At 63.0% G+C, this 15,582-nt stretch carries 14 protein-coding genes; 7 read left to right on the top strand and 7 right to left on the bottom strand.

Features of this window, described 5'->3' with window-relative positions; all coding sequences use genetic code 11:
- Positions 1-31: 31 nt before the first annotated feature.
- Positions 32-868 carry a hypothetical protein gene (locus ACPFL9_RS11390; protein ID WP_426002738.1) on the bottom strand — a complete coding sequence of 279 codons (837 nt, stop codon included), beginning with the start codon at positions 866-868 and terminating at the stop codon, positions 32-34.
- A gap of 259 nt (positions 869-1,127) precedes the next feature.
- Between ACPFL9_RS11390 and ACPFL9_RS11385 the strand changes: the two genes are divergently transcribed.
- Positions 1,128-1,289 carry a hypothetical protein gene (locus ACPFL9_RS11385; protein WP_426002736.1) on the top strand — a complete coding sequence of 54 codons (162 nt, stop codon included), beginning with the start codon at positions 1,128-1,130 and terminating at the stop codon, positions 1,287-1,289.
- 740 nt (positions 1,290-2,029) lie between these two features.
- Here ACPFL9_RS11385 and ACPFL9_RS11380 read toward each other — a convergent pair.
- From ACPFL9_RS11380 to ACPFL9_RS11365, 4 genes are all read right to left on the bottom strand, one after another.
- Positions 2,030-3,541 (bottom strand): hypothetical protein, encoded by a 1,512-nt coding sequence (locus ACPFL9_RS11380; RefSeq protein ID WP_426002735.1) that lies wholly within the window; start codon positions 3,539-3,541, stop codon positions 2,030-2,032.
- Positions 3,531-3,863: a helix-turn-helix domain-containing protein gene (locus ACPFL9_RS11375; protein ID WP_426002734.1), complete on the bottom strand. Its 333-nt coding sequence runs from the start codon at positions 3,861-3,863 to the stop codon at positions 3,531-3,533. The genes ACPFL9_RS11380 and ACPFL9_RS11375 overlap by 11 nt, the downstream gene beginning before the upstream one ends.
- A gap of 4 nt (positions 3,864-3,867) precedes the next feature.
- The gene (locus tag ACPFL9_RS11370; protein WP_426002733.1) at positions 3,868-4,965 is read right to left on the bottom strand and encodes a tyrosine-type recombinase/integrase; all 1,098 of its coding nucleotides are present in this window, start codon (positions 4,963-4,965) and stop codon (positions 3,868-3,870) included.
- Positions 4,966-5,281: 316 nt separating this feature from the next.
- Positions 5,282-7,675, bottom strand: coding sequence for an ATP-binding cassette domain-containing protein (locus ACPFL9_RS11365; protein ID WP_426002731.1), 2,394 nt, complete (start codon positions 7,673-7,675; stop codon positions 5,282-5,284).
- Positions 7,676-7,904: 229 nt separating this feature from the next.
- Here ACPFL9_RS11365 and ACPFL9_RS11360 point away from each other — a divergent pair, with 229 nt between their 5' ends.
- From ACPFL9_RS11360 to ACPFL9_RS11350, 3 genes are read left to right on the top strand one after another with little or no spacing between them, the layout of a single operon-like run.
- The gene (locus ACPFL9_RS11360) at positions 7,905-9,041 is read left to right on the top strand and encodes a type III polyketide synthase (RefSeq protein ID WP_426002730.1); all 1,137 of its coding nucleotides are present in this window, start codon (positions 7,905-7,907) and stop codon (positions 9,039-9,041) included.
- On the top strand, positions 9,038-9,760 hold the full coding sequence (locus ACPFL9_RS11355; RefSeq protein WP_426002727.1) for a class I SAM-dependent methyltransferase: 723 nt from the start codon (positions 9,038-9,040) through the stop codon (positions 9,758-9,760). Before ACPFL9_RS11360 ends, ACPFL9_RS11355 begins: the two co-directional genes overlap by 4 nt.
- Positions 9,726-10,928: an FAD-dependent oxidoreductase gene (locus ACPFL9_RS11350; RefSeq protein ID WP_426002726.1), complete on the top strand. Its 1,203-nt coding sequence runs from the start codon at positions 9,726-9,728 to the stop codon at positions 10,926-10,928. Before ACPFL9_RS11355 ends, ACPFL9_RS11350 begins: the two co-directional genes overlap by 35 nt.
- Here ACPFL9_RS11350 and ACPFL9_RS11345 read toward each other — a convergent pair.
- Positions 10,910-11,314, bottom strand: coding sequence for a nuclear transport factor 2 family protein (locus tag ACPFL9_RS11345; protein WP_426002725.1), 405 nt, complete (start codon positions 11,312-11,314; stop codon positions 10,910-10,912). The genes ACPFL9_RS11350 and ACPFL9_RS11345 overlap by 19 nt on opposite strands.
- A 72-nt stretch (positions 11,315-11,386) precedes the next feature.
- Here ACPFL9_RS11345 and ACPFL9_RS11340 point away from each other — a divergent pair, with 72 nt between their 5' ends.
- Positions 11,387-12,064 (top strand): peptide deformylase, encoded by a 678-nt coding sequence (locus ACPFL9_RS11340; RefSeq protein WP_426002724.1) that lies wholly within the window; start codon positions 11,387-11,389, stop codon positions 12,062-12,064.
- Here the strand turns inward: ACPFL9_RS11340 and ACPFL9_RS11335 are convergent.
- Entirely contained in the window at positions 12,061-14,094 is a 2,034-nt protein-coding gene (locus tag ACPFL9_RS11335; RefSeq protein WP_426002723.1) for a prolyl oligopeptidase family serine peptidase, read from the bottom strand. The genes ACPFL9_RS11340 and ACPFL9_RS11335 overlap by 4 nt on opposite strands.
- 69 nt (positions 14,095-14,163) lie before the next feature.
- On the opposite strand from ACPFL9_RS11335, the gene ACPFL9_RS11330 reads away from it, so the two are divergent.
- Both ACPFL9_RS11330 and ACPFL9_RS11325 read left to right on the top strand, forming a co-directional pair.
- Positions 14,164-15,021 (top strand): methyltransferase domain-containing protein, encoded by an 858-nt coding sequence (locus ACPFL9_RS11330; RefSeq protein WP_426002721.1) that lies wholly within the window; start codon positions 14,164-14,166, stop codon positions 15,019-15,021.
- 81 nt (positions 15,022-15,102) lie between these two features.
- A complete protein-coding gene (locus tag ACPFL9_RS11325; protein WP_426007536.1) occupies positions 15,103-15,567 on the top strand; it encodes an NfeD family protein in 465 nt (154 codons plus the stop codon).
- The last annotated feature ends 15 nt before the right edge of the window (positions 15,568-15,582 follow it).

The raw sequence follows: 15,582 nt of genomic DNA, 5'->3' as shown, positions 1-15,582 counted from the left end.
CCTTCAGTGGCGGGGCATCCCCTTGGCGTTCCTAGGCCTGGCGGGGGAGCACCAGCAGGTAGCCCGCCTGGAGTCCGCTGCTCCATCGGCGTGGCTCGCGGACCACAAACTGGGTGGACAGCTGTTCCGGCGTCAAAAGACTGTTTGGGGCGGGGGATGGGCCCCACTGGCCACTGCCGTGGGGGTACAGCGGATCCAGGACGTGGATGCTGGTCACGGAAAAGTCGGTGAAAAGGGCCGGGTCGCCCACGGATTCGAACCCGCTCATCACCCATGCGTGGCGGCCGCTCCACATCACCAGGCCCACGGGACGCCCGGTTTCGGTGATGGCGCGCGCTGCCGTCCGCAATGCGTCCTGGTAGTCCGGGATGCTGACAACTTCGTAGGGACCCAGCCCCACCTCTGTCAGCACCTGTGCCCAGCCCAGCGGGTTGGCGCCATTGAATGAGTTGGATGACCGCGCCCGCGCCATGTCCCACAGTTCGTTCTGCTGGGCTCGACCGGCCCACTGTGCACCGCCGGTGTCGTCCATCAGGTTGTGTGCCATTTGAATGCTTGCAGCGACACACCAGTCGAAGGTGTACTGCGGTACGAAGTCGCCCTCTTGGTAAAGGTTGAGAGCAAACGGCCCCGGGAGAGGGGGAGGGGCAGGTGCCGGCTGTGTCGGCGGAGGTGGCGCCGGGGTACTTTCGCCTGCGGGCAGCCCAGATGGAGCCGGCAGCGGTTGATCAATCTGCCCCGCTGCCGGCAGGGTCATGGTGCTCGATGGCGTTGGCTGTGTTTCTGCGTCGGGCGCGGCAGTGCACCCTGCAAGCAGGCTCGACAGAACGACGAACCATGCAAGGAGACGGGTTGGGCTGCCTGTCATGACCGGTTCATTCTAGCGCGACGGGGAAATGGCGCCCAGAACTTCCTCGCCGGAGTCAGGGGACCGGCGAATTGATTCATCTGATGAGATACGCAGAGTACTAGTGGCATCCGTGCATATTCGATTCCAAACTATTCTGTTCTAGCGTCCTCCATTTCGGGCGGACTCGAGGTGGGGAGTTTGGTGAATGGATCCTTCGATACCAACTGTTAGCATCAACCTCTGGCGCGCGGACGTTGTTGTTCTCTATGACTGGCTGATGTCCGTTGATCTGAACTCGGTCCCGACAACGCACCCGGCGGAGAAGCAGGCCTTGGCGGACCTCCTGACCTGTATTGAAACTGAGACGGACATACCTGGCGTCACCCAGACGCAGATCGACGTCGCACGGGCAGAGGTTGCCCGTGACATGGGATGGTGAGTCCAGGCCGCCGGAATTCATTGGCAGTATGTCGAGTGGGCGCAGGGCGTGACTGGTCGGTCGGGTGGAACTAGTCCTTACCTTTTACCTGGCTTTCACGGCGTAGGTCATCCAAGAGTCGGAGGGCTGCTAGCTGGGGGTATTCGTCCTGCGCAAATCGCCATCTGTCGTAGGCATTCCAATAGCTCAGAGCCCTCTGCTCTGTCAGCGCCACGAACGTTTGGTTGTCGGCGATGAACTGCCTGTAAGACTGTCGAAGTTGTGGGCGTTTTGGTAGCTCCGTCGTGAGGAATTGAAGTACGTCGGACGCGATCTCGACCACATACTCGCCACACAGTTGGATGACGTAAGGAATGGTCCACGGAGCGTCTCCCTGCAGGAGCTTCCTCAGGGCTTCCTGTCGGATTCTGCCGTCAGCGTGTCTGGTCATCCAAGCCCATAGCACCAGTAGTTGGGTTTGGTTCAAGTGCCTTGTGCGGCGCGACTCGGGCCACGCGAAGTAGACCCTGTACGGGATCTGGACGAGCTGACCCTGGACGAGTATTCCGGGCCGTTGCGAGGCTCCGGAGTGCGTGTCTTGGATTAGGTGAGGCGTCGTTTGAAGTTCCGGGCTTCCCAAACTGAGGAGTGCGGAGTCAGCGTCTGCGCGAATCGATGATGGCACGGCGCTTTGGAGGAGCGTGTCGCTAGCCGCAGCTTTGTTCATTGAGTCATTAAACAGTGCTTCAAGTGCGGTTGAGTTATCTAGGTCCCGGTAGGGTTCCTGCGTATCGAGACCAGGGTTCTGCCGCGGCTGTGGCGTGTTTCTGTGTGACTTGGTAGCTGTAGCCGAGCATTTCTGCGACGAGCGGTGCGGGGATTTCGTTGACCAAGCCGCGCAGTGATGCGTTGCGTGCGCCTAGGAGGTCGATGCCGATTTCTCTGAGCCGCGTCATGAGCGTGTTGGGGTGGACGTGTTGGCCGGCGCGGTAGCCGGGGAAGAGCCACGGACTGCCGGAGCTGCTGCCGGTACGCATGTTGGGGCGTGAGGCGAGGTGTTTAGTGAGCAGTGAGGCGAAAGGCTCGGGCACTGGCGCTGGGTGTTCTTCCCCGAGCGAGAGGCGCGGACCATCGGGCGTGAGGATCACGTCGGTGCTTTTCATTGCGGCGATCTTCACGACCGGTTGGGCGTAGAGCAGCAAGAGAGTGGCGGCGACCCGGTAGGACAGGGTGTCGATATTGTCTGTGAGGCAGGCCTTGAGCATGGTGAGCCTCTGAGCCTGGGTGAGCAGTGGCACTGTCTTGGCCTGCCGGAAGCCGATGGTGATGTTGGTGCAGGTCCGGTTCTTCACCGCCCAGACGAAAAAGGTTCTGATGGCATGTCTGGTTGTGGGGCCGTCGGCTAGCCAGGCGTCGACGTCGGCTTGGAGGCAGGAGGCGACCGTTCGTCCGTGAGTGACCTTGAGCCAGACGAGGAATTTGATGGTTTCGGTGATTTCCTGCTTCGCGCTGTGCACGGGACCGCGGGTGGGCTTCCCGTCTGTAGAGAGTGTTCTGATGCGTCGCAGGTGATGCCAGCGGGCGAAGGACTCAATGGGTCGCCGAACCTCGATGTCATCAATGTCATCAAGCTTGCCGCTTAGCCACCGCTCAAAGAGCGCGAGGTAGTGGTCCCGGACCGGGAGTAGCTTGTGGTGGACGAGCAGGCTGCGCAGGTGCTCCACCCGCAGGCTCCTGGGTTCCCTGTCCAGCGCCTCGTGACTGAGCGGGATCTCACCAATAGCGACTCGTTCGAGCAGTTCGCGGACGCCGGATTTGCGGAGCCAGGTGAGGATGCTTTCGGGGCGCTGGGCCCCGGTGAGCGCCCCGAGCAGCTTCGCTGCCGTGGTTTCCGTGCCCTGAGACTCGTCGACGTGTAACAGCCCGGCGAGGTCGCTTCGGAGTGAGCAGCGGGCGCAGGTGTTCTGGCGGTAATGCTCGGTTTCCGTGCCGCAACCGGAGCAGTGGTAGTCCTGGGTGATGCCGGCGCAATCGGCGCAGACTGGGTTATCACTGTGGGAAGCAGACCTTCCGGGGAGCATGCGTTCTGTTCCGCAGCCGGGGCAGTTCCCGTGGGTGCGCATGGCGACCGTGAAGCAGGTCCCGCAGATCCTGCCTTCGGGCCAGCTGGCGCGGTGTTTGCTGGCTGCCCGTGAGCACCTGTCGCAGGTGAATGCCCCGGTGGTGCGGGGCCGGCCCCGAATGGCCATCCGGGGGCTGATCTCAGCCGTCATCGCGGATTACCCGGGCACGTTTGGGCCGGATGGTCTTGTTCAGGTCCACGACATTGGCGTCGGAAGCGACTTTGCGGACCTTGGCATCTGTCGCCGTGACGGTGACCAGGTCTTCGGGGCCGCAGGAGAAGATGTCGCAGAGCGCAGCAATCATAATGAGTGAGACGCGCTCCGGGCGTTGGGTGACGAGCCGATAGACCTGGGAAGAGGAGAGTTCGATGCCGCGTTCCTTGAGTAGGGGGCTGAGGTCTGTGCTGTTGTGCATTCCCCGGGCTGCCATGAGTTCTGCAAGCCGCCATCGGTAGTCGATCTCTCGTTTCATGCGTTCAGTCTTCCATTCCGGCCAGCGCGTCCCGGACCGTGGAGTCCAGAGCACGGCGCAGTGTTTTAACCCGGTAGTCGCTGGAGACGGAGGTGTAGAGGGCGGTCGTTGAGGCGTGCTCATGCCCGGCCTGGTGCTGGACGAACAAAGCGTCCATGCCTGATTCGATCAGGTGCGTGACGTAGGAGCGGCGTAGCGAGTGGATGTCCAGGCCGGGGGAGAGGCCCAGGTCCTCGCAGTACCGGTTAAACCTTCGGTTCAGCGCGGTCTCCGAAACAAGGGTGCCCCGTTCTGAAGGGAACAGGTCCAGGCCGTCGGTCATGTGCGGGTGGCCGCGTTCGAGCCAGTCGGCAACGATTTCCGTGGACCAGTCGAAGACGGTCAGGACGCTGCGGCGTTTGGGTGGTGAACCCTTCATGGCTTTGCCGTAGCGGACCTGCAGGACCCCGTACTTGCCGAATTCCCGCGCGTGCGGGTTCCGGGCAAAATCGACGGTCTGCAGGTGCCTGACCTCATTGCGCCGCAGACCCCAGGAGTAAGCAACCTTGAATAGGACAGCGTCGCGGTAGGCCGGCAGCCAGCCCTTGCGGCCCAGCGTCGCGATCCTGTCGACCTCGTCATCGGCCCGGTCAAAGAAGGCCTGCAGCTCCTGCCGGGTGAACGGCCGCCGCTTGGGGTCCGATTCGTTGGTCTGGGCGTGGACCGCCGTGTTCCAGTCAAAGCAGACCTGTGAAGGGTGCGATCCAAAATACTGCTCGCAGACCCGGTCCCAGCCATAATCGGGCGAAGCGACGTACGAGCAGAATGCCCGAAGCGCCGCCTGATAGCTTCGGATCGTGGATTGGGCAGAGTGTTTCACGCTGCGCAGATCACCGAAGAACTCATCCACGTGGGCCGGCGTCCATTGCCATGGATACACGTTCGTGGACTCCTGAAACCGCGTCACCAGCCGTTCTCGGCCCTCGATGGTGCCAAACGCAAGGTTCCGGCTCAACTGCTGGTTGCGCCAGCCGCTGAGCATCTGGGTGAACACGTGGTCCTCCGGGTGAAGGAAACGCACAGCGCCGAAGTCGAGCACACGTCCCGCTGAATCAACCGCCACAAAGCCTCCTGATACATTGCATTGGATGCAAGAATCATGCAATTAATGCATAGCCCGCGCAAATCCGCGGATTCACGGGCCAATCCAGCCTGTTGCAACCCAGCTTCTGGGTCCACTGCGATGGACCAGCGACCGACTACTAGCAACCGTTAGTTCTGCGTTTCCCCAGTTCAGGGGCACATTTAGTCGTCCAGGAATGCAGATCCGGCGACCGATAAGAAGGAGAGGGTGATCATGCATCAGATGCAATAATCACTATTCAACTTTACATAATGTAGATTATCGGCGTTATTGGCGAGATTCGAAAGGGGCTGCGTCAGGCGCCTACATAAGCCCCAAGGTGCTTGCCCGTCAGCGTTGAACCGTCGGCGATGAGTTGCTCGGGCGTTCCTGTGAAAACGATCCTTCCGCCGTCGTGTCCAGCGCCCGGTCCAAGGTCGATGATCCAGTCGGCGTGGGCCATGACAGCTTGGTGATGCTCGATCACGATCACTGACTTGCCGGATTCGACCAACCGGTCCAGCATGCCCAGCAGATTTTGCACATCAGCCAAATGTAACCCGGTGGTCGGCTCATCGAGTATGTAGATGTCGCCTTTCTCGGACATCTGCGTGGCGAGCTTCAGCCTCTGGCGTTCACCGCCGGACAAGGTGGTCAGTGGCTGGCCAAGCGTCAGGTACCCGAGCCCGACGTCGGCAAGCCTGTCCAGGATCTTGTGGGCAGCAGGCGTACGGGCGTCACCGCCACCAAAGAACTCTTCAGCTTCATTGACCGACATTGCAAGCACGTCTGCAATATTCCTGCCGCCGAGCCGGTACTCCAGCACCGAGGCCTGAAAGCGCTTTCCCTCGCATTCCTCGCAGGTCGACTCGACGGTGGCCATGACGCCGAGATCCGTGTAGATCACGCCGGCGCCGTTGCAGGTGGGACACGCGCCTTCGGAGTTGGAGCTGAACAGTGCGGGCTTGACGCCGTTGGCCTTCGCGAATGCCTTGCGAATGGGTTCCAGCAGTCCCGTGTAGGTTGCCGGATTGCTGCGCCGGGACCCACGGATGGCTCCTTGGTCGATCACCAGCACGCCATCCCGCTTTGCCACCGAACCGTGGATCAATGAGCTCTTGCCGGAACCCGCAACGCCGGTCAGCACGCACAGGACACCGAGCGGGATGTCCACATCCACGTTTTTCAGGTTGTTGGTGGATGCGCCGTGGATCTCAAGACGGCCCTTCGGCGTCCGGACCGAATCCTTGATACCGGCACGGTCGTCCAGATGCCGGCCGGTGATGGTGTTACTCCCCCGCAGCCCGTCCAGGTCGCCTTCGAAGCACACAGTGCCGCCGCCCGTACCTGCACCCGGGCCGAGATCGACCACATGGTCAGCGATGGCAATGGTTTCAGGCTTGTGCTCAACCACCAGCACTGTGTTGCCTTTGTCCCTGAGCTGGACCAACAGTTGGTTCATCCGCTCGATGTCGTGGGGATGAAGGCCGATGGTGGGCTCGTCGAACACATAGGTCACATCGGTCAAGGACGATCCGAGGTGGCGGATCATCTTGGTCCTCTGGGCCTCTCCCCCGGACAGTGTTCCGGCTGGGCGGTCCAGGGACAGATACCCGAGCCCGATCCCTGTGAACGAATCAAGAAGGTGCTGGAGCCCCTTGAGAAGGGGTGCCACCGACGGCTCGTCCAGCTCACGGATCCAACCGGCCAGGTCGCTGATCTGCATCTTGCAGACATCGGCGATGCTCTTGCCATTGATCTTGGATGACCGGGCCTCGGGGCTCAGCCTGGTGCCCTCGCACTCCGGGCAGGTGGTGAACGTGATGGCCCGCTCCACGAAGGCCCGGATATGTGGCTGGAGGGCATCGACGTCCTTGGACAGCATCGACTTCTGGATCTTGGGGATGATCCCCTCGTACGTGAGGTTGATGCCTTCCACCTTGATTTTGGTGGGTTCACGGTACAGCAGATCGTGGAGTTCCTTCTTGGTGAACCTGGCAATCGGCTTGTCCATGTTGAAGTAGCCCGAGCCGCTGAAAATCCGCCCGTACCAGCCATCCATTGTGTAACCGGGCACGCTGAGTGCGCCCTCGTTCAGGGACTTGGTCTCATCGTAGAGGGCAGTGAGGTCGAAGTCGCTGACGGACCCCATGCCTTCACATCGCGAACACATCCCGCCCAGCCGGTTGAAGGACGCTTTCTCGGTCTTCGTCTTGCCCTCGCCGCGGTCCACCGTAATGGCGCCGCTGGCTTTGACGGTGGGGACGTTGAAGGAATAGGCGTTGGGCGAGCCGATGTGCGGCTGGCCCAGGCGGCTGAACAGGATCCGCAGCATCGCGTTGGCGTCCGTGGCGGTGCCGACCGTGGAGCGCGGGTTCGATCCCATTCGTTCCTGGTCGACGATGATGGCTGTGGTCAGTCCTTCCAGCCGGTCTACATCGGGCCGCGACAAAGAAGGCATGAAACCCTGGACGAATGCGCTGTAGGTCTCGTTGATCATGCGTTGGGATTCGGCAGCGATGGTGCCGAATACCAGGGAGCTCTTCCCCGAGCCGGACACGCCTGTAAACACCGTAAGCCGGCGCTTTGGGATGTCGATGCTGACGTCCTTGAGGTTGTTCTCGCGCGCACCCTGCACCCGGATGAGGTCGTGGGTGTCCGCAACATGGGTGGCAGAGGCCTGGGTGTCGGTCCTCGCGTCAATGCTCATCGTCTCTCCATCTGCTGGGCGGCGCTGCCCAACAGTCCCCCGTCGGCGCCGCGTTCCTGGAACTGGCCGGCCACGGCCAGTAGCTTCGATTCTCGTTGGTTGCCACGCCTGCGGCAACGCCAGTGTCCACCCTAAACCCACAGTCCGCCGGGCCGTGGAATGGCGCGACCCGGCCGGCGGATGGCGGGCAGGGCATTGTCTTCCACACCATACTCACTAAGAATGAAGCATGCCGGTATACGTGAGGTCCCTTGAAACCGCAGTTCCGCCGACCATCCTCGTCCAGTCCCAGGCGCGTGACGTGTTTGCCGCGCAGCCCGGGCTGACCCGCCTGGGTTCACGACTCGTTTCCACCTGCTTCGATTCAGCCGCCATCGATACCCGCTACACCGCCGTCGAGGAACTGAGCCTGGATGCACATCCGGAGAATCCCAAGTTCTTTGATCCGGGCCTGAACCAGGTGTTGAGCCCCAGCACCAAAGTCCGCAATGAAATCTTCGCCACGGAAGCCACCAAGCTCTTCATTGAATCAGCGAAGGCCGCCATCGCAGGCGTCCCGGATCTTGACCTGGACGACATCACCCATGTTGTCACCGTCTCCTGCACGGGATTCTTCAACCCCGGACCCGATTACAAGGTGGTGCGTGCTCTGGGCCTTAATCCGGCCGTACAGCGCTATCACCTGGGCTTCATGGGTTGCTATGCAGCCTTCCCCGCGCTAAGGGCCGCCAGGCAGTTCTGCACGGCAGATCCGTCAGCTGTGGTGCTGGTCATCTGTGCGGAATTGTGTTCGTTGCATGTCAGGACGTCGAACGACCCTGACACGATCATGGGCTCAGCCATTTTTGGCGACGGCGCCGCCGCTGCAATCGTCACGGCGCGCGAACCCCAGGGTCCCGAACCTGTGCTCAGGTTGGATCATTTCGAAACTGTCCTGACGCCGGTGGGTGAAGAAGCCATGGCATGGAACATTGGGGACGAAGGCTTCGAGATGGTGCTGGGCTCGTACGTGCCGCACATCATCGAAGAGCACATCACGGGGGCCCTTGAGCCGCTGCTTGCCAAGGAACCGGAGTTGGCCGCCCGTTCGTACAAGGACATTACGCACTGGGCCATCCATCCTGGCGGGAGAAGTATTTTGGACAAGGTTGAGTCCAGGCTGGAGCTCACCCGGGAGCAGCTGGTTCCTGCCCGCGAAACGCTTCGGGAATACGGCAACATGAGCAGCGCGACGGTGCTGTTCGTGCTTAAGTACCTGTTGGACAGGCCGGCCCAGGCCCGCGAGGAGCGGATATGTTCCATGGCATTTGGTCCTGGACTCACGGTTGAGACAGCCCTCCTGACGCTGGTCTCCCCTGTCCTGTGACTCCCTGGGGCGCCCTGCGGGAGAGGGACCTTGCCGCCGTCGAGGAGATGGACAAACCGGACTGCGACCTTCGACGCCTGGAGCGCAGCTACGCCAGGTTCCCGGTGGTCAACAGGCTTCTGTCGGAATGGCCGCGGACCTACCGCAGCAGGATCAGGCCCCTGCTTGCCTCCCGGGGTTCGCTGTCCTTGCTGGACATCGGCAGTGGCGGTGGGGACGTTGCCCGGAGCCTGGCCAGATGGGCCCGGAAGGACGGCTTCGACTTGCAGGTGACGGCGATCGACCCTGATGAGCGGGCGTTCGCCTTTGCGATGAGGGCAGCCGCAGTGCCGGGGGTGACTTATAGGCAGGCGCACAGCGCTGACCTCGTGGCAGAGGGCCGTTCATTCGACGTCGTCCTGTCCAACCACATGCTCCATCACCTCCGCAGGGAAGAACTGATGGGGGTCCTGTCGGATTCGGAGCGGTTGGCCGCGCATCTGGCCCTCCACAATGACCTCACCCGAAGCAACATCTCTTACTGGCTGTTCCTGGCGGGATTCTGGCCGCTTGGGCTTGGTTCCTTCATCTGCGGCGATGGACTTACCTCGATCCGCCGCAGCTATACCCCCGGCGAACTGGCGGCGATCGCACCGCCCGGGTGGCGGGTGGAACCAAACGGACCCTGGCACCATCTGCTGGTGCATGGCGACGGGAGCGGCCCCGATGGGCAGGATTGACGTCGGCATCGTGGGTGCCGGGCCGGTCGGGCTGTTCCTCGGTGTGCTCTTGCTGCAGCAGGGACTGAAGGTCCGGATCCTGGAGCGCAGGGAGGGCCGCAGCGGCCGTTCACGGGCTATCGGAATACATCCTCCTGCGCTGGCGGTGCTGGACCGGGCAGGGCTGGCGGGCCCCTTGGTTTCGGGCGGGATCCGCATCCCCAAGGGCGTCGCTTACAGCCGGGGAAGGAAGGTCGCAGAACTGCCCTTCCAAGGCGACCCTGGCTTCCCCTACATCCTCGCCGTGCCGCAGCCGGTCACCGAGCAGGTTCTTGAGCAGGCCGTGGTGGCTTTGGACCCGGAAGCGGTCATCCGGGGAGCTGACGTCCGGAGCCTTTTCGACGACGGCGGTGCGGTCACCATCCGTGCTGCAGGGCCCGAGGGCGATGCCACCTTTGAATGCCGGTTCCTGGCAGCCGCCGACGGTGCCCACTCCCTGGTCCGTCGCCGGCTCATGCCGCGCCTTGGAGTGCGGCCCTATCCGGACAGTTACCTCATGGGCGATTTTGCCGACGGAACCGGGCACGGCAACCAGGCGGTCCTGTACCTCGAACCCGATGGGATAGTCGAGTCGTTTCCCTTGCCCGGCGGGATCCGCAGGTGGGTCGCCCGCCTTGGCGCCCCGGACAGGGGCTCGACGGCGGGTGCCCTGGCAGCATTGATTACGGCCAGGACCGGCGTCCCGGTAGACCCGTCCACCACCACAATGCTGAGTGCGTTCGAGGTGCAGTCCCGGATTGCACCGCGGATGGTCCACGGGCGTGTAATGCTCCTGGGCGACGCAGCCCACGAGATCAGTCCCATCGGCGGGCAAGGGATGAACCTGGGGTGGCTGGACGCCGCGTCCCTGGCGCCGGTCATAGGTGCAGCACACCGTGGGGAACGGGTCGACCATGACCTGCCGGCGTGGGAGAAGGAGCGGATCCGGGCCGCCTCCCGCGCCTCATTCCAAGCGGGGTTGAACATGGTTCTGGGAAGGCCCATGCAGCCGGCGTTGCTCTCGGCCAGGAACCGCCTTTTTGCATCCGCCCTGAAGTCCACGGCCGTTGCCGGGCTCGTTGAAAGCCGGTTCACCATGCGTGGCCGGCCATCACCGCCGGCTGCGCGCGACTATCCAGCGGCGGTGTAGTAACAGTCGTAGGTATCCTGGCTGACGATCAGTCCATCCCTCAGTTCAAAGACTGCGGTGCTTCGCGCACGGATGGTCTCCCCCGCATCCCAATGTGGAAGGTCAAGCAGTAGCCTGGCTGACCAGTTCATTTCCAGCACCACCCGGTTGCCCTCGCAGGTGGTGCGGACGATCTCGAACTTCTGGTCCGCCACGATGCTCTTGCTGTCGTCGGCACCGGTCAGGGTTTGCTCCAGGTTCCTGGTGGACCCCATCTTGGAGAGGGCGTGCGGCCACTCCGTCAGCGTGAATTCCGGATCCAGGTACGGCCTGATGTCCTCTGCGCCGCCGCCGGCCTCGACTGTTCTAACGAAACCGATGACGTGGTCGAGGGTGCTGTTGCTCATTCGAAGAGCCTAACCCACAGCCCGGTTGTGCCAGGACTGAGGGCCGCCGGCGCTTGGCGTTAGGCTCGGAGCATGACGCACCAACCGATGACGGCCGTACAAGGTCCGGCCACTGACTACACGCGGCATCAGATCAAGGACGCCGTCCGGCGTTTGCTCGATGCAGAGGTGATGCCCCCGATTGTGCAGGCCGGACATCCCGTTCTCCGGCAACTGGCAGCACCCTTCGACGGTCAGGTCGACGATGCCGAGTTGGAAGCATTCATCAACCTCATGCGTGAGGTCATGCACGCGGCGCCGGGGGTGGGACTTGCTGCGCCACAGCTGGGCGTACCCCTCCAAGTGGCTGTTTTGGAAGACAAATACGAACTTGATCCGGCAGCGGCCGCCGCCCGCCACAGGGACCCGCTGGAATTCATGGCGGTCATCAACCCGGCCTACCATCCACTGGGAACGGAAACCGCGTCCTTCTACGAAGGCTGCCTGTCCGTCAACGGATACCAGGCGGTCGTAACCAGGCATCGGAACGTGGAACTGAAGTATGCAACTCCTGCGGGAACTCCTGTGGAGGAATGGTTCTCCGGCTGGCAGGCGAGGATCGTGCAGCACGAAACCGACCATCTTCGTGGAACCCTCTACCTTGATAGGGCCGAACTTCGGTCGTTGTCCAGCAATGCCGAGCACTCGGCCCGCTGGGCACAGCCGGACATCGATGAAGCACGCCGGGGCCTTGGTTTCCTGTGCCCTTAGGCCGAAATCGCAGGATTCAGCGGCGTGGGCAGATGCACCGCCCACCAAGCAAGGATGTGCTCAAACCGCTGCCGCCGGTGGTGCGGCGTTCCCGAGCGTGAAAGCTCATGGTCCTCACCGGGAAACACCAAAAAGGCCGTGTCCACCCCGCTCGCCTTCAGGGTTGCGTAGTAGCGCTGGCCCTGCTCCAGGGGGCAGCGAAGATCGTTCTCGCTGTGGATGACCAGCGTGGGCGTCTTCACCGCGGACGCCACGGCCATGGGACTCTGGGCCAGGAGTTGTTCCGGTGTTCCGCCGGTGTATTCGCCCCCAAAGAACCACCCGATGTCCGAAGAGCCGGCGAAACTGACCGGGTCCAGGAAACCACGTTCCACGACAGCCGCCTCGAACCGGTGGTCGTGGGCGATGATCCAGGCGCTGAGATAGCCGCCATAGGAGCCACCCATGATTCCCGTGCGGGCGGCGTCGATGACCGGGTGGGCTGCCACTGCCGCGTCAAAGAATGCCAGCACATCCAGCATGTCCAGGGTTCCCATCTGACCCTTGATGGCGCGGCCGTGGGCCTGCCCATAACCTGAGGAACCACGCGGATTGCACATCACCACCGCGTAACCAGCAGCGGCGTACACCTGGGCTTCGTCGAAGAACGCCCCGGTGTACTGCGCAAATGGTCCCCCATGGATGGTGAGCAGCGCTGGGTGTGGCCCCGGTCCGTCAGGCAGGACAACCCAGCCGTGCACGGGGTGGCCGTCACCGGATTCCACCTCGAACGCGACGGGCTCCACAATCCGCGAATAATTCCTGAGGGCTGCAGAGAAGTCCGTCAGCAGCCGGAGTTCTCCGCCTTCCAGCGAAGCCACATCTCCCGCCGTTGAGCCGTCCTGGAAGCTCACCGCGATTTCACCGTTGGCGGCGACCGTCGCCCCGGTGACCACTTTCGGTCCGAACACCAGCGGTGTGATGTCGCCCGCCGACGAGACGGTGAGCAGTTCCACGGTTCCGGCAACCGTGTTCAGCACCAGGACGCTGTCGGGTCCGTTCTGTTCCAAGGGGCCGGAGACATCCAGGTGCTCGGCGTCGGTCAGCGCCACCGGTTCTGCCGGGTCTTCCCCGGGCTGGCCGAGGGACACGGCAAACAGCACGGAATTGCGGGCAACGAAATCCGTGCCCGACTCCCCCAAGTCCTGCGCGGTGAAGAAAAGCGACCGCCCGTTGGCGGACTCGCGGACGGCTGTGACGTTTTGCGGGCCGGAGTGGCCGGCGTGGACAACGGAGGCGTCGCCGCCTGCGGCCGCCACCTTGTACATGGAGGTGACGAGGTCGTTGTCGTTGCCCTCATGCGCAGCAGCAAGGAAGTAGATATGCCGGCCGTCTGAGGAAAAGGTCGCTCCGTCGTGGTCGGCATCGTCGAAAGTGAGCTGACGCGCTGCCGGTACGTCCGCAAATTCCGCGGCGGGCATTTCATGCGCGGCGCGTCCCCGTGGCTTGACCACCGGCTCGCCGCCCAGTTCCGGAAGATCAAGGACGAACACCTGCAGGCGCTGGTCGCTGACGTACCCCACCCCGTTCATGCGGTACTTGTTCACAGCGATCAGCCGGGCATCCTCCCTACCGGGAGTGACGCCGTCGACCGTTCCGTAGCGGCCGGGCTCCGGCACCCGGGCGGTAAAGACGATCCTGTGGGAGTCCGGTGCCCAGGAGAAACCACTGACACCGCAGCGCTGGTTGGTAACGCGTTGCGGCTCACCACCGGCGGACTCCACCACGAACAACTGCGGCTTGCCGTCGGCATCCGGCCGAAGAAAAGCCAGGACCAGGCCATCCGGCGAGAACGCAGGCGCCGTGTCGCGGAAACCGCGGGTGATCCTCCTGGGATACTTGGTGGGATCCAACGGAACACTCCACAACTGGCCAACGTAATCATCGGCGTTGAAATCGGGTCTCGTCACGGAGACCACGGCCCGGCTGCCATCGGGATGGATGGCGGGAGCGGACAATGTATTGACCAAGGGCAATTGCTCGGGTTTCACGTGGGTGAGCCTAGCCGCATGGGCCCGGCGCCCCGCATCGGACACTCCGACCACCGTAGGATTGAAGCCATGTCCTCCCCTGCTGTCCAAGCCCTGCGTTGTCCCGTGTGCCAAGGGACGCTCCGGCTCCTGGATAGCCGGCCGCTGACCCTGGCGTGCCAGGCCGGACACCGGTTCGACGCTGCAAAACAAGGCTATTTCAACCTGCTGACGGGCAAGGGCACCGTCTTCGAAGCCGATAGCCCAGGCATGGTGGAAGCACGCCGGCGCTTCCTGGACGGCGGCCATTACGCCCCATTGTCGTCCGCACTTGCCGGGCACGTTGCCGGGCGGCTGTCCCGCCCTGGCGCCGTAGTCCTCGACGCCGGAACCGGGACCGGAAACTACCTCCACGCCGTCTTGGACCGCGTGCCTTCCGCGTCGGCTGTTGGTCTGGACATCTCCAAGTACGCACTGCGACGGGCCGCGCGGACTAATCCGCAAGCGGTGAACCTCGTGTGGGACATCTGGCGGCCGCTCCCGCTGGCCGACCACTCCGTGGACGTGGTGATGGTGGTCTTCGCGCCACGGAACCCGGAGGAATTCGTGCGCGTCCTCCGTCCAGGCGGCACCTTGGTGGTGGTGACACCCCGACCCGGCCACCTTGCCGGGGTTGCTGCACAGGCGGGGCTGCTGGCCATCGAGGAAGGCAAAGCTGACCGCTTGCGTGCCTCCCTTGACCCCTACTTTGAACCCGGGGATGACCAGGAACTGGACGTCCGGCTGACCCTCACCGGACCGGACCTGGCCGACCTCGCCTTCATGGGTCCCGCAGGACATCACCTGAGCCCGGCGGCGGTTGCGGAACTTGCCGGCCTGGAGGGTGTTTTCAGCCCCACGGCCAAGTTCCGGATCAGCACATTTGTCCCCCGCCCGGCAGCTTCCTGACGGTACCGGATCCACGGGCTAGGATGGAGGAACAGTGACTGTGTCCCCTGCTCAAAGGGGGTCCGGGATCAAGGGGGAATGATGTTTGAATGGCTTGGTGAGAACTGGTGGGCCCTGTGGCTTACTGTTTTCCTCGCGTTCGCAGTGGTGGAGATGCTCACCCTCGACCTCTTTTTCATCATGCTGGGCGGTGGAGCCCTGGCGGGCCTGATCGCAGACTTCGCAGGAGCGGACCTTTGGCTCCAGATCGTCATTTTCAGCGTGGTTTCCCTCCTCATGATTGCTTTCGTCCGGCCGGTTGCGCTTAAGCACCTTCACAAGGGACCAGCCGAGCAACGGACCAACATCGACCGCCTGATCGGACAATCCGCTGTGGTCCTCGAAGCCGTCACCGGAACCAGCGGCCTGGTCAAGATCGGCGGCGACGTCTGGAGCGCGCGCAGCACCAACGGCATTCTCGACGCCGGGGCCACGGTCCGGGTCACCAGGATTGAAGGTGCGACGGCGGTAGTCGCCTCCACCGCCGGCGACACCACGCCTGGCTGAACCACCAACGTATTA

This window comes from Paenarthrobacter sp. NyZ202 (assembly GCF_049860755.1).
Classification (GTDB): domain Bacteria; phylum Actinomycetota; class Actinomycetes; order Actinomycetales; family Micrococcaceae; genus Arthrobacter.
This window is presented reverse-complemented; position numbering and strand designations above follow the sequence as displayed.